This window comes from Desulfosporosinus sp. I2 (assembly GCF_000960765.1).
In the GTDB taxonomy this organism is placed as follows: domain Bacteria; phylum Bacillota; class Desulfitobacteriia; order Desulfitobacteriales; family Desulfitobacteriaceae; genus Desulfosporosinus.
The window spans coordinates 1-20432 of sequence record NZ_JYNH01000033.1 but is presented as its reverse complement, the minus strand read 5'-3'; the positions used below and the strand labels follow the sequence as shown (position 1 = coordinate 20432).

The 20432-nt window shown below is 48.7% G+C and carries 26 protein-coding genes; 1 reads left to right on the top strand and 25 read right to left on the bottom strand.

Annotation, left to right across the window (positions count from 1 at the left end):
• Positions 1-72 precede the first annotated feature (72 nt).
• A complete protein-coding gene (locus UF75_RS09945) occupies positions 73-630 on the bottom strand; it encodes an SLOG family protein (protein ID WP_045574452.1) in 558 nt (185 codons plus the stop codon).
• A 160-nt stretch (positions 631-790) separates the two neighbouring features.
• On the opposite strand from UF75_RS09945, the gene UF75_RS09940 reads away from it, so the two are divergent.
• The gene (locus tag UF75_RS09940; protein ID WP_009624140.1) at positions 791-1102 is read left to right on the top strand and encodes a helix-turn-helix transcriptional regulator; all 312 of its coding nucleotides are present in this window, start codon (positions 791-793) and stop codon (positions 1100-1102) included.
• Positions 1103-1140: 38 nt separating this feature from the next.
• On the opposite strand, the gene UF75_RS09935 is transcribed toward UF75_RS09940, so the two are convergent.
• The 24 genes from UF75_RS09935 to UF75_RS29975 all read right to left on the bottom strand — a co-directional run.
• Entirely contained in the window at positions 1141-2982 is a 1842-nt protein-coding gene (locus UF75_RS09935; protein WP_082075087.1) for a hypothetical protein, read from the bottom strand.
• Positions 2979-3668: a hypothetical protein gene (locus UF75_RS09930; protein ID WP_045574451.1), complete on the bottom strand. Its 690-nt coding sequence runs from the start codon at positions 3666-3668 to the stop codon at positions 2979-2981. The genes UF75_RS09935 and UF75_RS09930 overlap by 4 nt, the downstream gene beginning before the upstream one ends.
• Positions 3669-4078: 410 nt before the next feature.
• Positions 4079-5050: a DUF4928 family protein gene (locus tag UF75_RS09925; RefSeq protein WP_045574450.1), complete on the bottom strand. Its 972-nt coding sequence runs from the start codon at positions 5048-5050 to the stop codon at positions 4079-4081.
• Entirely contained in the window at positions 5047-6261 is a 1215-nt protein-coding gene (locus tag UF75_RS09920) for a DNA cytosine methyltransferase (RefSeq protein WP_197079364.1), read from the bottom strand. Before UF75_RS09920 ends, UF75_RS09925 begins: the two co-directional genes overlap by 4 nt.
• Positions 6262-6395: 134 nt before the next feature.
• The gene (locus UF75_RS09915) at positions 6396-6719 is read right to left on the bottom strand and encodes a hypothetical protein (RefSeq protein ID WP_045574449.1); all 324 of its coding nucleotides are present in this window, start codon (positions 6717-6719) and stop codon (positions 6396-6398) included.
• A gap of 228 nt (positions 6720-6947) precedes the next feature.
• Entirely contained in the window at positions 6948-7136 is a 189-nt protein-coding gene (locus UF75_RS09910) for a hypothetical protein (RefSeq protein ID WP_045574448.1), read from the bottom strand.
• 247 nt (positions 7137-7383) lie between these two features.
• Positions 7384-7836, bottom strand: a complete 453-nt coding sequence (locus tag UF75_RS09905) for a DUF3846 domain-containing protein (protein WP_082075085.1) — start codon at positions 7834-7836, stop codon at positions 7384-7386.
• A gap of 25 nt (positions 7837-7861) precedes the next feature.
• Complete coding sequence (locus UF75_RS09900; protein WP_045574447.1) at positions 7862-9592, bottom strand: hypothetical protein; 1731 nt, start codon at positions 9590-9592, stop codon at positions 7862-7864.
• A gap of 78 nt (positions 9593-9670) precedes the next feature.
• Positions 9671-10231, bottom strand: a complete 561-nt coding sequence (locus tag UF75_RS09895) for a DUF6550 family protein (RefSeq protein ID WP_045574446.1) — start codon at positions 10229-10231, stop codon at positions 9671-9673.
• A 143-nt stretch (positions 10232-10374) separates the two neighbouring features.
• Entirely contained in the window at positions 10375-10917 is a 543-nt protein-coding gene (locus tag UF75_RS09890) for a hypothetical protein (RefSeq protein WP_045574445.1), read from the bottom strand.
• The gene (locus UF75_RS09885; protein ID WP_045574444.1) at positions 10914-11309 is read right to left on the bottom strand and encodes a DUF4320 family protein; all 396 of its coding nucleotides are present in this window, start codon (positions 11307-11309) and stop codon (positions 10914-10916) included. Before UF75_RS09885 ends, UF75_RS09890 begins: the two co-directional genes overlap by 4 nt.
• 12 nt (positions 11310-11321) lie before the next feature.
• On the bottom strand, positions 11322-12194 hold the full coding sequence (locus tag UF75_RS09880) for a hypothetical protein (RefSeq protein ID WP_045574443.1): 873 nt from the start codon (positions 12192-12194) through the stop codon (positions 11322-11324).
• A gap of 26 nt (positions 12195-12220) precedes the next feature.
• Positions 12221-13150, bottom strand: a complete 930-nt coding sequence (locus tag UF75_RS09875) for a hypothetical protein (RefSeq protein WP_045574442.1) — start codon at positions 13148-13150, stop codon at positions 12221-12223.
• Entirely contained in the window at positions 13147-14499 is a 1353-nt protein-coding gene (locus tag UF75_RS09870) for an ATPase, T2SS/T4P/T4SS family (protein WP_156146351.1), read from the bottom strand. The genes UF75_RS09875 and UF75_RS09870 overlap by 4 nt, the downstream gene beginning before the upstream one ends.
• Entirely contained in the window at positions 14492-15244 is a 753-nt protein-coding gene (locus tag UF75_RS09865; protein WP_052693116.1) for a ParA family protein, read from the bottom strand. Before UF75_RS09865 ends, UF75_RS09870 begins: the two co-directional genes overlap by 8 nt.
• Positions 15234-16058, bottom strand: coding sequence for a Flp pilus assembly protein CpaB (locus UF75_RS09860; protein ID WP_045574439.1), 825 nt, complete (start codon positions 16056-16058; stop codon positions 15234-15236). The genes UF75_RS09865 and UF75_RS09860 overlap by 11 nt, the downstream gene beginning before the upstream one ends.
• A gap of 23 nt (positions 16059-16081) precedes the next feature.
• The gene (locus UF75_RS09855; RefSeq protein ID WP_045574438.1) at positions 16082-16537 is read right to left on the bottom strand and encodes an A24 family peptidase; all 456 of its coding nucleotides are present in this window, start codon (positions 16535-16537) and stop codon (positions 16082-16084) included.
• A gap of 289 nt (positions 16538-16826) precedes the next feature.
• Positions 16827-18290 (bottom strand): DNA (cytosine-5-)-methyltransferase, encoded by a 1464-nt coding sequence (gene dcm / locus UF75_RS09850; protein WP_045574437.1) that lies wholly within the window; start codon positions 18288-18290, stop codon positions 16827-16829.
• An 8-nt stretch (positions 18291-18298) separates the two neighbouring features.
• A complete protein-coding gene (locus UF75_RS28155) occupies positions 18299-18460 on the bottom strand; it encodes a hypothetical protein (RefSeq protein ID WP_156146348.1) in 162 nt (53 codons plus the stop codon).
• Positions 18460-18780 carry a hypothetical protein gene (locus UF75_RS09845; protein WP_034106312.1) on the bottom strand — a complete coding sequence of 107 codons (321 nt, stop codon included), beginning with the start codon at positions 18778-18780 and terminating at the stop codon, positions 18460-18462. Before UF75_RS09845 ends, UF75_RS28155 begins: the two co-directional genes overlap by 1 nt.
• A 52-nt stretch (positions 18781-18832) precedes the next feature.
• The gene (locus UF75_RS09840; protein ID WP_045574436.1) at positions 18833-19045 is read right to left on the bottom strand and encodes a hypothetical protein; all 213 of its coding nucleotides are present in this window, start codon (positions 19043-19045) and stop codon (positions 18833-18835) included.
• 16 nt (positions 19046-19061) lie between these two features.
• Positions 19062-19895 (bottom strand): conjugal transfer protein TrbL family protein, encoded by an 834-nt coding sequence (locus tag UF75_RS09835; RefSeq protein ID WP_045574435.1) that lies wholly within the window; start codon positions 19893-19895, stop codon positions 19062-19064.
• A 30-nt stretch (positions 19896-19925) separates the two neighbouring features.
• Positions 19926-20225 carry a SpoVG family protein gene (locus UF75_RS09830; protein WP_052693114.1) on the bottom strand — a complete coding sequence of 100 codons (300 nt, stop codon included), beginning with the start codon at positions 20223-20225 and terminating at the stop codon, positions 19926-19928.
• 79 nt (positions 20226-20304) lie between these two features.
• Positions 20305-20432, bottom strand: a 128-nt coding sequence (locus UF75_RS29975; RefSeq protein ID WP_242860187.1) for a DUF6133 family protein, incomplete at its 5' end; no start/stop codon positions are given.

The window sequence follows — 20432 nt, the reverse complement described above, 5'->3', positions numbered from 1 at the left end:
AAATCAAATCACCTCCATTTAAAAGGCGCTCCTGTCAGTAGGAGCGCCTTTACGGTTCATTGGGCTGTGTCGCTAGTGTTTATTAGAATCAGTTCGCACTTCAAAGGTATTGGGGTCAATCAAAATCACAGTCTTTCCCAAGGTGCGGGCAAAAGAAAGGATGTTGCCCGCGCCGCCGGGCTTGCCGTTCCATACCGCAAGCACATAATTACTTTGCTTGACCATATATTCCTTTTTCTTTTTGATGCAATCCTTAGTGTAATGACGCTGCAAAAGGGTTTCCTTATCGCATCGTTCCACAATAGAAAAGTACCTGTCACGCTGCGCTATCGTCCATTTTGCCGCCTGATCCTCACAGGGAATAACGCACTCCAGGGTAATTTCAGGATAGTCTCTTTTGAGGTTAAGGACGATTTCTGCGGCAAACTGGCCTACACCTAAATCAACACCGCTGATGAAATTGGTAACTCCCAAAGCTTCAATCAAATAGACCGCCTGTTCCTTCAGTACCTGCTTCAACCGCAGGCAACCGGCGTTTTCTTCGTCAAACCCAATGGGAAGGCTTTGAGGGCGGGGTCCCGCAAAGCAGCAGGCAGGCCTTATATTGGCTTCTTTAAATAGCAACGTCATTTCATGCAACCACCTTTCTCATAATAATAAGGAATTAAGGCATATATTTTCTTACATTATATGGAATACATTTCTCTATGTCAATAGAAACATATGCTGTAATTCCGTATAATGAACCGATGTATTGTCTATAATCATATATACAAGGTGGTGAATTGTAATGTATGAGGATTTGTTTTACGAAAGATTAACTAGGCTCCGCACACAAAAAGGGGTTTCCGCAAGGGATATGAGCCTGTCTTTAGGTCAAAGCGAAAGCTATATCAATAAAATTGAGAACAAAAAGTCGTTGCCGTCCATGACAGGATTTTTTTATATCTGCGAATATCTGAATGTCCCTCCAAAGGATTTCTTTGATGACGAAGTAAGCTTTCCGACAAAATTAAATGACTTAATTGATGAGTTAAAGAAGCTAAACGATGGCCAATTGGAGCATCTTCTGGCTATTATTAAGGACTTAAAGACAAAGTGAGAAAAGCAGGCTGCATGAGATACAGCCTGCTTCTTTTTTTATCTTCCTCCAGCCTTACCCATATAGTCAAACTTGTATTCAGGTATCTCAAAATTGACGTGCAGACGCTTGGAACCGATCACAAATAAGGCGTAGCCTCGTTTCTTGCTTTCCAGCAATTCTTCCTCCGCTTCGGTAAGATTGTAAAGCTCCTTTGTTTCCTGCAAATTCTTTCCGTCCGTACCCATAATGATTTTGATACAGGGGATGTCCAGCAGGGCCTGCCCATACATCTTGATTTCAGGGGAAAGAAAATCCACGACGCTGTGGGAGATGATGATTAGTCCTGCTTCATATTTTCTTGCCCGTTTTTCCACATTGCGCAAAAACACAAGGCTCTGCGGCACCTGGGGGTCGATCATCAGGTAGGCTTCATCGCAAATGAGCAATACACGCTCGGTCCTGTCTTTGGACATCTGCTCCCAGCACCAGGTCAACAGGTTAAAGTATTGCGTCCTTTTGATGTTTTCGCTGGTGTTTTGCAAGGAATGGGTGTCCAAACAAATGCAGCGGGAATGGGTTTCAACGGCGGTGTGGCCGTTCCATAAAAAGCTGTCGCTGCCGTTGGCTACATCATAGAGCAACAAGGCCAGGTCACGATAGACGGGATTGTTGCTGTCCTTCTCCGCTTTTTCGGAAATCAGCTTGTGCAGATCGCTGAAGGTGGGAAACTGTGTGTTGGACAGAGTGGTGATATCCGTGTTCCAATAGATGCCGAAGCGGTTGTAAAGCTCGATGACGCTCTGTTTCAGGATGGCCTTCTGCATGTCCGTGAGGCTGGGCAGGTAGAGATTGAAGAAGATCTCCAGATTCTTAACGTGGAGCGCCATGTCCGACATACCGTTGCCCTCGTCCCGATACAGCTTACCGCCCTTTTCGTCCGGCTCATCCTCGCTGTCCCTCGGCGCTGGCCGGATTTGCAGAGGATTGATTTTGCCGTTGGCACCGCCTCCCGCGTTAATCCAGTCGCCATTCAAATTCAGGCACAGGTCCCGGTATTCCGATTCGGGGTCGATGAAAATCAGCTTGGTGCCTTTCATGTATTCGGCCAGGGCAATATGCTTGACGGCGGTGGACTTACCCACACCGGCAACACCCATGATGACCATATTGGAATTGGTGCGGTCATTGCCGCGCTTCCAGGTGTCTACTATGATCAATCCGCCGTTGTTGTCCTTCGCAAAATAGTACCCGGTGCCGTCATTAAAGCCGCTGGACGCAAACGGAAAGCCGCCCACAAAGGTGCTCATGGGGATAATCCTCTGTACAATGCTCTCCACAACCGGATTGGAGGGATAGGTGGGGGAAATGCTCTGCAAGCCCTCTGTTTGCAGGTTGGCAAGGGTTCTGACCTTGCATTTCATCACGTTGACGACACTCTCCACCCTTCGGCACCCCTTGACAAAGCTTTTTTCGTCATGGGCCACTGGCATGATGACAAGGCTCATCAAGGCCACGGTTTCGCCGTTTTGGTCGATCTGAAGCATGATCCGCTCTCCGTCCTCCGCGGCTTTTTCGCTTCTCTGCCTGGTAAGAGGGTCCTTGGCACCGTCGGCGGTAGCCCGGTTTTGAATAATGCTCTTGGATATGGCTGAAATCAAAGCACTGTTGTCCACCGGCTGGATGCCGATGGAAACAAGGGTACCCGGTATGTTGGTGATTTTACTCAGCCAACCCGTATCCACCTTTTGCGGATAGCGAACAACGCCGTAAATCTTTCCTGTGTTTTCACCGATCACCAGGCTATTTCTCTTGATTTCAAGCCCCATCGGAGAAATGACGTTTAACAGGGCCTCATTAACCGGTACAAACTCGGTCTTTTTTCTTGAGATTCCTATCAAAATACAACACCTCCGCGTAAAATGGGAATGGAAGGCGTAAAGTCCGTGTCCTCCAAGTGCATGTAGGCGGGGTTGTTGATGAGGTTGCAGAGCCGTACAATATTCTGCTGTTCCAGGATTTCGCTGCCAATCCCGCAGTCGTCGAGGTTTCCCGCAAAATCCTTTGCCTTCACCAGCAACTCCTTTTCGGCGCCCTCGTCGGCTTTTTCCCAGAGAACGATGTAAAACTGGCGCTCCACCACCTCGCCGGACAGGGCAAAGGTGGTCATCTCCAGGATTTCCTGTTTGAGAAGTTCTTTTTGCTTGGGGTCGGAGGTGGCAAGCGCCGCCGACAGCTCGGAGATCAGGGGCGTAATGTCCACCGGACGGGATACGGCAAGAAATTTAAAGGGGTGCTGTATGCCGGACATATTCGCTGTGAGCTGCTTGATCAACTGCTGTTTTTCGCCCTTGCTGAACAGGTCGATGGTGATGGGGTTAATTTTTAGATAACAGAGGACAAGCTGGTCTCTTGTGTAGAGATATTTGCCTTTGATGTCCTTGACGTTGACAAACTCATTGGCTGTCTTTTGCTGGCCGTCCGCTGCCGCAACCTGTTTTTTCCTTTTGTCCGACAGCCTGATGAAAAGAAAAGCGCCGCCCCCCAGGGCAGCGCACACCATAATCATAATGATTGGGAAAATCAAGCTATTTCCACCTCGCTTGCTTCGATTTCCTGAATGCCTTCGCAATCTACAGATTTGAATATGCTTCTATGCCCCAGGCGTAACCACCTCCAGATAAAAAAAGAGCTGCACCCGTTTAGGTACAGCCCCGAAAGCCCTGCTCATTATAGCTCCATTTCGTCTTCGTCCTCATCTTCGTCCTCATCTTCGTCCTCATCTTCGTCCTCATCTTCGTCATTAAAAAGAGCCTTAAAGAAGTCGTCACTGCTATGGTAAGATTTAACGCTGTTGTACCTTTAGAAGAACCAGCTACTATTGATCAACCAGCAAAATAGTCCGGTTTAATGACAACGCCCTCCTACGCTTACATGTGGGAGGGCATCTTTCTTCATTTTGATTGTATACATGCTTTGTTTAAATGGCACTTAACACTATTGAAGATTTGCCGGAATTTCTATCAGTAGGGAACGATCCGTTTCTACTGCTAATACTCGCTCATTGTACATTTCTAAGAGGTTACGCCAGCCATGGGATAATGAAATCCTACCAAATTCGTTCATTTCTTCTATGTTTTGTCCGACAAACGCTTCTATCGCATATAGACCAATACGATTCAATATCCCTCTCATTTCTGCCATTTGTTTAGCTGCTTGAGTTTTAGAATCTGTTACTAACAAAATAGCTCTAAAATTGTTTCGCAAGTTTTGGTCACATTTCTCGACAACTGCAGGCATAGGAGCCACAGTCACATGAAACACCGTATCCCCAACAACAAAATCTCCTGGTCTACCTAACTGAATATCAGCAGTTGTATATGAATGGTTTTCAATTTCCATATGGGGATAACGCAAGGCAAGTTTTGCTCCTACAATATGCTGTGCAACGGCTCCAGCAACTCCTTTTTCATTTGCTGCATCTAGAATGTCTGCAACAATTTGTTGTCCAGATCGGTCTAAAGAAATTTCAACTTCAATTTTTCTCCGCTCAAAATATTCTCTTACTCGTTGAACCAACCATCGTTGAAGACTTTCCATAACATCCTGTCGTTCAGAATTGGAAAGCCTAGAGAGAACTTCAAGTGCATTCAATCGCCTGACCAATTCTTCTGCAGAGATTCTGGTTCCTCTTGTTGTCCTACCACCTTCCCGAGCATATTCGCGTGTTTCACCAAATCTCAGCAAAAGAGCCTTTATAGTTGGCCCCCCGGTTTTACGAACTTGATTCTTCTCTGTTATGTAATCTCCTAACGACAGAGGAAAAGTGTCCTTTATTAGCTCAGTAATAGCAAGTCCAGCACAAACTACATAACGTTTTGGTTCCTGGTCTGGGCTAGGTTTTTGACTCTCATACCAAGACCTGAGTGCTTCTAAAGCCACTTCCATATGAGAATTTGTCGTATTCAACCTGTTCTCCACCTTTCTACAAGTCGTTGCGTAGAACGATACGAAGCAATAACATCCTGTCTCTCGATTATTTGACTACCTCCGCGAGCAAGACTTCCTAATACATTACATGCTGATTGTAATGGTTCAAGTAATTGTCGTGACAACCAAGATACGACTGGTACAACAAGACCATCACCCATAGCTTCATAGGCATGGTTGTAGGCATCTGGTAACCAAAACGTGTCTTCGACCCCCATTAGCCTTGCTGCCTCCCGAGGTGAAAGTAAACGTGTACGAATTACCCCATTCTCAACAACGACAACAGTTTGTCTACTTGAACCTCCTCTGGGTGTCCGTAGACATCCCGCGATACCGTCAAAACGAACCTCAGCTCGCTGTACCCCTTGCCTAATACGTTTATAAAGAAAGCCGACTTGAACACCACCAGCTAAACGTGCAGCTTCAACTTTATTACGATTTCGATCCGTCATCATCGAGAGCAATCGTTGCGTTTCTTCATCCGAATTCCATGATACACCGGTTGGTTCACGTTCGATAATTTCGGTGATATTTGGTACATAATTGTTCTCTGGAACTGATACATTCCACCATCTCCATACAGTTTGAAGATGGGCTGGAAGCATTGATTTTGCCTTTAATAAAGCTTCCGGGAACCAAATTGAGTTTACAGCTCCGTTAATTGTAAAGTTGTCAACAGGAACAGTTAGATCTACAGCAACAAGAAATACTCTTTGGCGAGATTGAGGCACAAAGTGTGATGCGTCAATTACCAATGCCCCAAACTGCATTCCTAATGAAAGCAAAGATTCACATAGACCTTCAAAATCACCGCTGTGAATCAACCCAACCACATTCTCAATAACTATTAGTGGTGGTCTATTACCCAACTGTAAAAGACAAAATATATGGTTCCAGAAAGGCCAAAATGCTCCACTTCGACGTGCTAGCATTCCACTTCGCCAACCGGCTAGAGATAGGTCTTGACAAGGGAAAGAAGCCCAAGCCATATCAGCATCTATCGGAATGTTCGATACGTCAGCAACATCTCCAAGTACAAAGTGACTTGCTTCGTGGTTCATTCGATAGATTTCTGCTTTTTTGGAGCTGATGTCATTAGCCCAAATACATTCCCAATTATGGCCTAATCCCAATTTGGCTAAGCCTACTCCGGCAAAGAATTCAAGAAATTTATATTTTTGCCGAATCAAATAAAAACCCCCATTTGCGAAATTATATATCATTTTCTTGCCAAGAAACCCCTAATTGTTTTAATTATAGCATAGTAGTTGAACGTAGCAATTTTTTTGTATGAGGTGTACGTAAGATGTAGGGCCGGTTATGGTTATTTTCTGTTGATTACGTCCCTTAATGTGACAGCCCTGGAACCACACTTAGGGCAACGTTCCAGATCGCGAATTTGTTCATTTGGTATAAGTGCCAACGGTAGAAATCCTAATGCCAATAGATCTTTTCCCGTATCTTTCATTCGTTTTCCTTTTTCTCTTAGTACATCGGCCATATTAAAATACCAGTTGTGTTTACATACGCTGCAAGTACCCTGAGTTTCTCTCACATATCTGTTTAATTCGAAATAAATTTGTTCAAATTGAGATAGATTTTGTTTGCTAAAATAAGTGAAAAATTCCTTCTTTTTATTATCAATCAAACAGATAATCCTCATTTTTCCTGGTTGCAGCAGTCCGGGTTTGTTATACTCACTTATAAACAGGTCGGGTATTCCTACTAATATTTCTTTTTTAACTAATCCTTTCTTCCTGATAAGTACGTCTCCGGGATGAAGTTCAATATCAAATGAGTTCCCATGTGCAATGATGTTTATGACAGGTATACCAGGAGAAAGGCTCTTTGCAACGCCATTAATTAGATTAAATTCCTAACCGCAGACACATTTACGAGTGTTCTTAGTCTTCAAGCCCTCTGTAGTTTGCACACAGATATCTTTTGGTACTTTTACGACTTTTTCACAAAATTTGCATTCAGCCAAAACATAGGTCTCGTCTTCACCAAAATAATCCAAGAGTATATCACCTCCTACCGAGTCCAAGCCAATCTCAAGTAACATTCTACATGTTTCCTGAATATTCCTCCCATAACAAACAGGCTGACATTCGATATTTCTTATCAGGCAAAACAAAAAACCGGACGTTAATATATGTTCCGGCTTGCCTTGATGTGATTTTTCCATTGATTTTTCCATTGATATTTCCAAACTATTCAAATATAATAGAACACACGTTCCTTTTATGTTCTAAGGGGGAAGTAAAAGAAGAGCTGCACCCGTTTAGGCACAGCCCCGAAAGCCCTGCTAATTATAGTTCCATTTCGTCTTCGTCCTCATCTTCGTCATTAAAATGAGCCTTAAAGAAGTCGTCACTGCTATTGTAAGATTTAACGCTGACATAGCTCGTGTCCTCGACCTCTTGGACTGTATATAATTCCGGCTCCCGAAATCGTCTCATGTATTTTTCGATTTGTTCATCCGAAAGAGAAGCTTCTTCACCTGTTCCATCTTCACGGCATATGATAAAAGTCCCCGCCACAATATCACCGTTATCCAGCTTGCGATTTCCTGGAAGCCCCAACAGCTTGCCTTCCTCATTGCAGTAGAAGAAGGTGTCCCTGTCAAGTCCGACATACTGTATATTTCCGCCCACCATCTCCTGCAAGGACCGGAGATTGTTTTCAATTTCAGCAACATAAGGCGGCTTTTCAGGCTCTACAATCAAAACACGAAGTTTTTTCAGATCCGTTTCGTTTTCCATAAAAATATAAAACCTCCTTCCGTACTTATGGGTTAAGGGGCGCAAGGTGCCAATCGTCATAGAGTGAGCCGGAAATGCTTACATCATCCCTTATGCTGATTGACAGCATACCGGCAGGGGTCCAGGCGTCCTGAATGTAGGTATCCACCGTGTATTGTCCGTTGGGATACCAAATCGGAAGAAAATGCACCCTGCGGTTGTAGGTGGAATACCTGTTTGTCTTAAACTGAAACTGCGCGGAGTATCCGTTTGCCGTCCGGTCCAGCAAGCGCCAGTAATCCTTGTAATGGAATTCAGGAAAATAGGCTGTCGCCGTCTGCGTACCCGTCACATGGGAGGGCGGCGCGTTGGTTGTAAACTGCGCATTGACGGTGGTTTTTACTCCATAGCCCGATTTCATAGTGCTGCCGCTGGCGGTGGGCACTTTATCATCCGGCAAAAGGCTCATGCTGCCGGAAAGGGATGCGGAATAGTTGTCTCTGAAAAAATCATACCAGCCGTGGTCCTCCCACCAGCCATGATCTTCCCAGCTTCCATCCTCACCGCCAACCCACACCCAATGGGATATCCAGACCCAATAGGGATGCCACTGCGCCCACCAAACGCCCCAGGAGGCCAAGGCTTTTACTGTCCTTGACGGAATACCGACGGTTGAAAAACCGTCATTTCTGTCCGTTGCCGTGGGATTCGGCGGTTCATTTTCGTCCAGACGGATAATCTTTGCCTGTATCGTGGTCTGGCTTAATGTGCCTTTTGTACTGCTTACCGTAATGGTGATTTCCTCAGGGCTGGAGGGTGTGTGCCATTTGCACCACACAAGCTGGCTTTCGCCTGCGGGTATGACGATATTGCTGACGGTGTACGTACTGCCCTTGATCCTGAAAGTCACTTTTGCAGGACTGTCGGGATTAATTTCCCCGGAAGCGTAGAGCGTAACCGAGGTGATGACATCTGTATCTACCCTGTATTGGTAATCGTAATCCGTTTCAATGGGCGGCGTTGCGGGCTGGCCAGCAAATCTCACAATGCCGAGACCAAGGCAAGAGATAATGGTATCATTGGACTGGTTTTGGTTCGTTGCGCCGAAATAGGTGGCAAAGCCCAAATCCGGGGCTTCCAAAAACATGGAAAGGGGCAGATTTTTATGGGTCAGAGAACCCATTTTCGAGCGCAATCCACCGCTTAGCAAATTGTCGTACATGGCAGCTTCCGTTGCGGTCATGGCTACTTTTTGCCCCTGAAAGATGAAATAGGCAATTGGCTCCAAAAAAAGCTTGTATTCTCCACTGATAAGCGTGTCATAGGGAATCCCTGCTGTTTCGGCAATTAGTTTTACCGCATATTCAGAGCAGAAATATTTTTTTATTGCCTCAATATTTACGTTACCATCACTACTGATAATACGCGGCAAAGTTTGTACCGGATTCTTATAAGTATATTGGCTTGTAGTTACAGATAAACGCACTCCATTTCTATAACTTATTTTGCTGACTTTTCCAAAATGATAGTCAGTATTATCAGGTTTTCGATTGGTTAGATCTATCGGCGTCTTGCCAGGTGAACCTGTAGTCGCATTTACAATAGTTACTCGAACGCCATCATCTCCGCTGTCCCAATAGCTTTCACCTGTTCCTTGTCCAACATCTGCGCCTCCTCCATCAATATTTCCGCTACCGCCCGTATCGGCAAATGCGATGCTCGGCAAAAGGCAGCACAAAAGCAAGAGGCAAAACAGGAAAGGCATAATTCTTTTCAAATGAACACCTCCAATAATATAAAAAAGAGTATGGCTTTTTACACCATACTCCAACCCAAATGCATTATTTGCTTTTCATCAATCCATTTTTCCTACAGTTTTATTGATATCTCCATCCGAATCTACCACTTCACCTTTCCCTCCGCCGCCTTCATCCTTCACCCATCCAAAGCCGGGGATATATACCTGGCCGTCCTTTTTGTCCCCGCTTTTAGGTTCGCTGCTCTTTTTCTCCACAGTGGTCTGCTCTTTATCATATACAGGCGGCGTATCGGGATTTTTCAGGGCACCTTCATCCTTGACCACAGGTTTTTCCGGTTCAGCCGGTTTTTGTGGGGTTTCGGCAATCGGTACTTCAACGTCCTGCTGCTTGCTTATATCAAGGGCTACATTGCTTGATGTTTGGCTTTCCGTCCCGTTGGTGGGGGCCGTAATATTAGGGACGGATACCCCGGCCTTGTCGTCGGTTTTTATATCATCTACTGTTACGTTATTGCTTATGTTATTTGCGATATTTGATTTATCCTTTTCACCGCTACCTCCGACAAGGGAGAAAACGGCAACGGCCAGAACGACACATATGGCGGCAAGTCCTGAAACCAGCAGCGTCTTTTGGGTTTTGGCACTTAATTTGCTCATAAGATCAACCTCCTTTATAGGGCTTATCAATAAAAAACGAAGTAGATTTTCATACATATTATACCATTGCAATTTGGGCCGCGTCCAGCGGCCATTAGTCCTATAATTTTTTTAATTCCTTCGGGATAAAATGCACAATGTTTTTAGAATTTTGGTGTAAATCCTCCTTTCAGCTTCATGGTAATTTTTAAGGGTGGAAGATGTCCCCACCCAAAGGATAGGGGCACTTCCACATCCACCGTCCCCGTCGCCGATAGCTGGGAGATGCCGCCGGTGCTGGTCGGGGCAAGGGGAGCGTTCTGCATACTGACGGACAGGTCGGACAGGGTGTATTCCACATCGGGGCCTGTGTATTTTACATATTTTCCGCTTTCCGTTTTTACGCCCAATGTGCTTTCCAGGCGGGAGTACACATCCCCGGTGTCCAGCCTAACCACCCAATCCGTCCCGCTCAAGGTATAGCCTCCGCTGTAGCCCTCGCGCAGTCCGTTGTAGGCGTCGTCCCAATTCTCGGTGGCAACGTCAATCATTGCAGACTGAACCGTGTCCCGTACACCGCTTGCTATGACCATCAGCCGCATATATTCAAAGACCGCGCAGGACAGGATAATCACAGCAAGGACAATCGCCAGCGTCAAAGGGGCGGAATTGCCGGAATTATGCCGGAGGATTTTTCCGAGCTTCATTTATGATACACCTCCGATACACCTGTCGCCTTTGCGATCAGGGTAATGGGAAAGGAGGAAAAATCACCGAACAGGCCGATATTGACCGTATTGGAAAGGGTTACGGTAAATTCTTCATTAAGCTGGATGTCGCCGGTTTTCGACCAACTGATGGCCGGGTCCAAGCTGGTCTCATCTTTCAGCCGGTTGGCTCTTGCCGTGGTTTCGTTCCCCACACGCCCGGCGATTTCAGCCGTGCGGCAAAGCTCCGCCGCAAAGGTGTCAAGCTGCTGTTTAGCGACAAACACCGGCGCAACCCTGACCACCAGAGCAAGCACCATCATTACCGCAAGGACCACCACGACCGCATCAATATATCCTTTTCCGCTTCTGGATTTAAGCACTTTTAGCATGGCTCCACCTCCCTAGAACAGCTTTCCAAAAGCATTCATAATTTCATAGCCCAGTACACCAAGATACATAAGGAGAAAGCAGCCCAGCAAAAAGAAGGAATACTTCCGCACCTTGCCCGGCTGCTTCATGGCGATAAGCTTAAGCCGCTGCAATTCCAGCAGCTTGAAATCATGGCTCAACATTTCAAAATAGACTGCGCCGTTGTCGCCGCGCTTGACGGAAATAAGCCCCCGGACCACATCGGACAGCATGGTGCTCCCGATTCTTGCTTCCAGCCTTGTCAGCGCCGTTTCTTCATTGCCTGATTTCATGTCGGCGATGGTGATTTCAAGCTCCTGCCGGAAACTCTCGCCCGCATTTTTTTGATAGGAATTCAAAATGGACAGCACATCACGGGAAACCTTTAGCTCCTGGGAAACGGTAGAAACGAACCTCGGCAGCTCATATTCAATCCTTTCACGTTTCTGCCTCACAATTTCGTCAGCCACCTGCTGCTCCCTGAAAAAGACCGCCACCGCCAGAAACAGAACGACAGGGCATAAAATCGGGAAGATGGGCAGCAACGGGAAAATCAAAAGCGCTATCAGCCCCGCCTTTACCCAGGCCCTGGCGATATAGGTTTCGGGAGTCAGCTTCATCCCCGCGGATTTCAAAGCGGCCTCCAGCTTGCGGCGCTTGTAGCCATCCAGTCTGATAAGACCGGAAAGCCTGGATGAAAGCTCAAAGACGACTGTTTCAAGGTTCATGGTCTGCTTTTTATCCTGCCTTGCCACCGTCAAGACCGCCTTTGTAGTTGCAAGGGTCGGCAGCTTCAATACGTCGGCAAGGACAAGATACGCCCCTGCCGCGAAGAACAGGACGAAGAAAAATAGAATGGCATACAAGGGTTTCACCTCATTTCAGAATTTTATTATCGCTTATATTCAACCGGCTTTGTCAGCCTGATCACCGCGGCCAGGGACACGAAGATCACTGCACCGCAGACCGCCAGTATCGCCTTGCCGAAGGACGTGTCCACCAGCGCGGAATACCAGTCCTTGTTCAAGAAATAAATCAGCGGTATGTTGCCAACCAGCAGCAGCGCCATCGTGATGAACTCCTTTAAGGGCTCATACATCATATAATCCAGCTCCCCCGATACCACCCGCACGTCCGACAGCTTTGAAATTATAGGGGTCAATGTGGTTTTCAGGGTTTTATCCTCCTGGCAGGCGGTCATGGCGTCCAGCCACTCATGGAACACATCGTTGTTCAACCGGGGCTTCATGGCTTGAAGGGCCTGCTTCACATTGACGCTGATCAATTTGGTGTCGGCGAGAAAGCCCTGGAAAACATCTGCGACCGGCGGGTTCAAGTAACCCAAGTTTTCCTCCACCGCCGTGATGACGCTCTCATTTCGGATGTAGGAGGTGGTAATGATGGACAAGGCGGTTTCCAGCTCGGCGTTCATCTGCTTTTTATAGGAGTGAGACGTGAACAGGATGTACCAGAAAGGCAGCAGCGCCATCCCCGCCGCCGCCACGGGCACCATAAAGAAATTTTCCATCAGCAGGGAAACCAGTACGCCAACCACAAGCAGGAAAAAGGAAAGGACGCACAACGCTCCAAATTTTGTGCTTTTGCCTGTGAGCGCCAGCACTTCTTTGGTTTCCTGGATGGTCTTACGAATGCCCCGTGCCTGCCTGGGGAATTTTGCTTCCTCAATCTGCTTTCCGATGGGTTTTTTCCGGCTTTGCAGCGGCCTGATGATGCTTTCGGCAAACTCAAAGGGGGAAAGCCTTAGAAGCAGGAAACTACCGGCGATCAGGCCGATGAACGCCAGCATAATGAGAAATGTCATGCAGCATCTTCTCCTTTCGTGATTTTGTTCAGAAGGCTCATCGGCATACCGTTTTCCAGCAGCCTTTTCTGCAAGCTCTCGGACAGGGTGTTCACCCTCTGGAATTCCCCGCGGACGCTTACCTTGCCGCCCACCACCGCATTTTCCTCAACATGAAAACGGAAAAGCGTATGAATCTTTCTTTCTCCGTCCGGCAAAATCTCACATTCTGTTATTTCCATGCACTTCCTTGAGCTGTCCTCCAGCTTTTTTACAAACAGGACAATGGGGAACGCCTCGGTGACAAGGTTATACAGCGTCCGGTCGCCCAGGTCGTATTTTTGCGTGCAGAGCGTCACCATGCGGTAGTAGGTGGCATTGCAGCTATTGGCGTGGGTAGTGGTAATGACGGCGTGACCGGTCCGGGCCGCCTCCTGCGCCGCAAACGCTTCGGCTGATTTCATTTCGCCCACGCACACCACGTCGGGGTTGCAGGTCAGGGCATACTCCAGCAGTTTTTCCTGGTCGATATTCTGCCTTTTGTCCTCGGAATACCGGGTGACGGTATGCACCACGTTATTGACCACATGGCCGTTTTCGTCCTCTTTAACCAGGTCGAATTCACGGCAGCCGTTTTCAATCGTAAACACACGCTTATCATCGGGAATGGTGGACAAAAGCCAGCTCATCAGCGTGGTTTTTCCGCTGCCCGTGGAGCCAGTGACGCACATGGAAAGGCCGTACCGCAGGCAGACGCTTAAAAAGTCCAGCATTTCGGCGGTGGAGGTCCCATTGCGGATAAAGTCCTCCCGCGCCAGTTTCTGCGGATTGACAATCCGGATGGAAGCCGCAACCCCCTTGCCATGGTCGGTCAGCGGGTTGCCCAGGACGGTGATGCGGATTTTGTTGCTCAAATGCCCCACGACGGCAGGCTGCGAATGGTCCAGAATCATGCCGGATTTATGCAGCAGACGCCGCACCACATCGACGGCATGTTCGGGGCTGTTGAATTTTTCATCGGAGGGAACCACCCTGCCGTCGGAATAGGTGATTTTTACGTCCTTCCAGGAATTGATATTAATTTCCTCAATATTGGTGGCAAAAAGGTATGAGGTCAAAAACGAAAACTCTGCCATTTCACTGTAGAGCCTTTCGACAAGCTCATCCGGCGTCAAGCCCTCCACACCCAGGCTGTAATCGGTCAGGTACTTGGAGATGTAGGCGGTGATCTGCTGTTTTTGCTCCGCCGGATTGCCCGTAATCACGGTGGCATACTTGCTGGAGATGTATTCCTGCACCTCCTGCAGCACCTCAGAAAACGGCTTTTGGTGCTTTGCCGTGTTGAAGAAAAGACCGATGTTCTTAGCCATTTCCAAACACCCCCTCTGCAATTTCCCGGATAACGGGCTCATACGCTTTTGCCTCTTTGCCGGGAAGACCGTCCAGCAGGGAAAGAGAATAAAACTGTTCCTCGATGGCATCCACATGGGGCAGTTTGTAGGAAACGCCGCCGTAGGCGTTTTCGTACCCGCCCGAATCCTGCCGGGACTTTACATTAGACAGCACCCTGATGTGCTTCTCCGGTTTGAACCGGCGGTCGGCAATGAGGGGCAGGCAGGACATGAAGTAGGACACGCCTTTTAAATCACAGCTTCCCAGCTGCAGTACCGCGTCGGCCACCTCCAGGGCCGCCGTGGACAGGATGCTGTCGGTGAGACTGCTTGCGCAGTCCACCACCACACAGTCGGCAATATGGCGCAGCAGCACCAGCAGGTCCACCGCGCGTTCCTTCACATATTCCGCGTAGGTAAAGACATTTTCTCCCGCCTTGTAGCCGAGAAAACTGATATACGGATTTCTGGCGGGGCATATACAGTTTTTCAAGATAAGCTCCTGCGTTACGTTGGGTGCTGCCAGCACTTCGCCGAGGGAGCCCTCCACCGGCTTTTTGGTTTTCAGCACAGTGGGCAGGGCGGGGCACACCCCGTCACAGAAAACCACCGCCACATTTTTCCTGTTCAGGGACAGCTCCCTTGCGATTTTCACAGCCGTTACGGTTTTGCCGCTGGACGGGCTGCCCCAGACCGCCAGAATCTGCTTTCCCTTATTCGGCATTGTTGCTATCCTCCTGGGCTGCATTTTCTGCTTTTTCCGGCTGCGGGCTGCTTTCGATAGGGCCGGCAGCCGTGCTTTCACCCGTTTCAAAATACCGCTCCTGCGCAGTTAAAAATTTATCCGCATTGGCCTTTGCCCCGCGATAGACAAGGGTTACATGAAGGTTGCCGTTTTGCTCAAGTCCGGCCAGCACCTTGGCCTGGGCGGAATTTACCAGCAGGGTCAGGGTGGCGGGGAGTTTCTTTTCCTCGTCGCCGCTCTTTTCCTCACCCGCCTTGTATTCCCTGTCCACCCCCGTGCCCAGCGTGACCGCCAGCACCTCGACATATTTAAGCTCCGGTGGCATCACGATAATCCCTGTATTGCCGGAACTCGCGGAAATTAGGGATATGATGTCGCCCGGTTCCAGCTTGCCCGACAGTCCCGCCGCAAAAGATTTGATGGTGATGGACATGGCCTGTTTTGTACCGTCAAGCCCGGTCAAGTATTCAAATTCGGCAAGGGGCGTTCCGAATAATTTGGTGGAAAGGATGTAATCCCCCTTTTGCAAGTCGGCGGCGGCGTATTTGCCGATGGCCTCATTTTTGTTTTTCACCAGGTTGCTCGGCAGGTTGTATGCGCCAACCTGTACCGTTTCCAGCTTGTTAGCGGTGAGCACCTCGCCCTTTTTGACGGTATCCGTAATCCGCACGATTTCCGTTTGGGCGCGTACCGCGCTGCCCCAAAGCGGCGTCAGACCAAAACAAATGATCAGGGAAAGGATGATGCAGCCTAGGCCGATCACGGTCCTGTTTTTGAAAATGCTTAATTTCATAATTGCTAGTCCTCCTGTTTTTTTTAGATTGAGGCGCTAATGAGAAGCGCACAGTAAGATAAAATTCCCCCTGCACAGAAAAACGGTGCAAGGGGCAGGGTGACGGTATTCAGCTTTTTCGTTCCCCGGTAAATACAGATGCCGATACCGACGGCAAGGAAAAGGGTTAGGGCTGCAATACTTTGAAGGATACCGCCCCAAACACCCAAAACAAAGCCGCAGGCGGCCATCAGCTTGATGTCGCCGCCGCCTATGGAAAAACCTTCTTTTTTATAGGAAAGGACTGCCGCAAGCAGATACGGCAACCCTGTTAGCACAAGCCCGGAAAAGGCGTCCGGCGGATTCATTTGTGGAATACCTGTTAGAAAGATGAGCGACGGTATCCAATCGGGGATCTCACGCCTGCGGATATCCCAAACCGCCGCTGTAAGGAGCAAAGCCGAAAACAGCACGCCTTTCCATATCAGTCCGTCCATCATGGCTCCGTATATACACCTCCTGTCACTTTAAAATATACTTGTTTGCAAGCCTGCCGCCGTCATCGGTAAATTGGGGGGTGATTTCAATCAGCCCGTTTTGCCGCAGAAGGTGCATATTGCGGCTGACAGCAGCTCTTGAAATACCAACGGCGGCCCCTATTTTTTTAGATGACCTAGCAAGCTCCCGCTTGCGGCCTACGGTATCCGTAAGATAGCAGTAAAGGAGCTTTCAGTGCTCGTCATAGGAAGCCTGCCGCACAGCATGTATTTAGCCGTCTGAACCATTTTTTTACCCTCCCATCTTATTTTGTGCTTCCAAAATCCTCATGCCAATGGTGTATACCACCGTTACGGTGACAGAATTTCCAGCCTGCTTATAAAGCTGGCTGTCTGAATTGACCACCTTGGCCCTGTCAAACATCCCGTCCGAAAAGCCCTGCAAGCGCCAGCACTCCCTTGGTGTCAGGCGTCGTATCCGCCCGCAGACCAGGACAATCCCCTGATTGCAGCTTGTATCCAGGGTTTGCGCCAATCCTTTGCCGACCCGTCTGCGCCGTGTTTCGCTGCCGGGGAAGTCAAGGCTGATACTGTCGCCGTAGCCCTGTTTGATGCCCTCCCGGATTTTTAATTTCGGGCAGCAGTCGGCCGCCTTGCAGTCCATGAGCAAAACTCCGTGCCTGTCCTGTGCCGTAAGGGTAAAGCTTGGCTGACCGCACGCCATGAAGCGTGGACCGTTTTGCCGTTTTTCCGTACGGTCCGGTGTTAAAACCGCCCTTGCGCACAAATGCAGAACGCCGGAGTTATCCGCACCTCTGTTGGTAACTCCGGCGTTATAATGGGCCTTGATGCACCGTGCAATGTTGGTCAGCTTCGGGTTTTTATTCAGGTCGATAAAAGAGAAGGGGCAGCCGTTTTTATCCTCCGGCTGCATGCAGGCTTCACAGCCCTCCAGCACAGCGTTTTGCGTCTGGTTCCGATCCAGTCCCCGGTAGTCTCCGGCGGTGATGGTATGGGCAAGCTCCAGCCTTTCTTTGATGCCGTCCATGCGGTTTACACCCACACACATGCAGTAAAGGCCCGTTTTAGCGCCACCACCTCCGCCCTGTGCGGTGAGGGTGGCGCTGATGCCTTCGGGGCAGTAAACCCTCTGTCCCTGCATCCCGCCTATGATTTGGATAAGAGCTTTTCCATTGCCGCTTGGGAGAGGAAATATCCTTCCGGTACACCCGTCTCCAGTATGTCGATGAGCGACAATGTAGACCCGTTCTCTGTTTTGGGGGACTCCGAAATCCCGTGAATTGACAAGTCCGTACTGCAAATCATAGCCGAGTGCGGCCATTTCAAAGAGAACGGTCGCAAAATCCCATCCTCCATGAACGGAAAACAGGTTTTTAACATTTTCAAGGATAACCCATTGGGGTCGATCTTCGGCAGCTTTGCCTTCGATGAGCCTAACAATCTCAAAAAAGAGGCTACTTCGTTCTCCGGCAAGCCCCCGCTGGCTGCCAGCGATGCTGATATCCTGGCAGGGGAAGCCGGCAGTCCAGAGATGGGCGCAGGGCACATCTCCCGGTTGGATTTTGGTGATGTCGCTTGCAAACCATTCATCCTCCTTCACATCAAATATAGCCCGATAGCTTTTATCCGCATATTTGTTGATTTCACAATGTCCGATGCATTTCATGCCGCAGGCTTCAAGTCCCGCGCGAAAGCCCCCGATCCCTGAGAAATAGTCTATGAAGGTCGTCTGCATCGGCGGCCTCACATTTTCTGTCCGATACCCTCATTAAGCTCCATATTCAGCTCGTTTTCTTCCTCAATATTTTTTTGCTTTTCTATTTTCATCAGCTCTTTGAAAATATCGTTAACAATACAGGGGTGTACCTCGAAGGACGGATAATATACGGGTATCATTGCGTACATCAGCCCAACCTCCATTCATCGCCATACCGGTACGGATAAATTTTCTGGCTTTTCGCAAACCGCGTCATATTCTGCACCTGATCCACCACCGATAGATTGGTCTGGTCCTTAGTGGTCATCATCACCGAGCCGACAATCCCGACCAGCACGCCGATGACGGTGAAGGTGACGCTTTGCGAAAGCAGCCATACAAAAGCAGAAACAACTCCCGCGCCCAGCGAACCAATCACCGATTGCAGGAGCTGCTTTTTGCCGAAGCCGGGGAAAAGCTCGGCTTCAGCCTTTACCCCCATAGGAATATACAGCTTTTCATCCTCCATAAAAACCTCCCTTTCTAATAATCGTCATTATGCCGTTACGTTGCATAATGCGTCATGGGGTATAGTAATACAGCACCAGGTCCTTAATCTGCCAGATACACTCTGCCAGCACATAGAAAATGACGGTATTTTTCGCCCGCTTCTTATACTGCGTCTGTTCTTCCTCTGCACCGGAGAGCCTTATCATGCAGTAAATAAACCTTGCGACGGCACCCAGGCGGACAAGGATGATAATCGCCTCGGAAATGTCGTCCATCGTAACCAATATCCATCCACCGCCTTTACTTCGCTAATTTTTGCGCCATGCCGATCAGCCTCACGGAATGGTACACATTGTTGATAACCCCGCCACCACCGCCGCCCGTCGTGATGAGGAAGTCCTGCAAGAAGCGCGGTGTCCGGATGGCAAGCATCATGCAGGCCAGGCCCCAAAAGACATGCATGTTGAGCATTAGCCCCACACCGAGCTTGGAGAGGACAATCTGCACCACCACGGCCAGCATGGACTGGAAAAACTTGTTGAGATACGCCTTGAAAACGCCTTTGTCGTTGTCTAGGAGTCCCACGCAGGCAAGGGGAACGCCCACCCGCAGGATAAAGATTTCAAGGCCCCGCATGAGAAACTGGAAGTACAGCATGAAATAGCAGATGATAAAAATCAGCCCGAAGATGGCTGTCACAAGCCCCATCGTGGAAATACCATTCACCCATGCCTGCCAGCCGTAATTCGTTGTTACCCCGATGGCGGTCAGCAGTTGGTTGGTCATATCCTCCACAATGTCTGCCATCCACTTATACAGAGTGGGAAAGCAGACGGCCACCGCCAGCGCCTTAAAAAAGTTGGTCAGCAGGGAAAGGGGTTCTTCGTCCGCGTCTCCGTCGCTCCAAAGGATATAGGTTTCAAAGCCTTTTTTAAGAAACTTCAATACGATGAGAGACACGCCGAAGCCGAACAGGATGTTAAAAAGCGTATCCGCGATATTGGAGCCGGACACGGTGGTCATGTACTGCTCAGCATACAGGGTCATGGGCACAATCCCGGTCAAAAGGTCGTTGATATAGGCAATGGCTCCGTTTAACAGCGCGACGATAAGCAATACTAGGAGCACTTCCAAATTGGGTTCCCCTCCCTCCAGGATTTTGCTTTACGAAGCGTCGCTGTCCGTTCCGTCCCCGGCTTGTTCACCCTTTGTGAGCGCCTCATGGTAGGCGTCCAGCACCTCTTTTTCGATTTGCTCCCGCACCTCGGATCGGATGGGGAAGCAGATGTCGGAATATTTGCCGTCGGCATTTTGACGGCTCGGCATGGACACAAACAGGCCGTTTTTGCCGTCGATCACCCGCACGTTTTTCACGACGAAGCAGTCCTCGATCACAAGGTTGGATACGGCTTTCAACTTGCCGCTGTCCTGAAAAATGCTCCTGATTTCAGCTTTAATCTTCATTTTCAAAATCCTCCGTAAAATAAAATAAGCAGGAGCAACGTGCCCCTGCGATCAGATACAATAATTCTACTGCTGGTAATCATCCATGATAGTTAAACATATCCTTGATGCGGTCCGTGATGGTGGGGAGCACCGTAGCATTTAGAATGAGATACAGGCCGCCAAGGATAAGGGCTCCCAATACAATCGAAATTAGAACTTGGATGG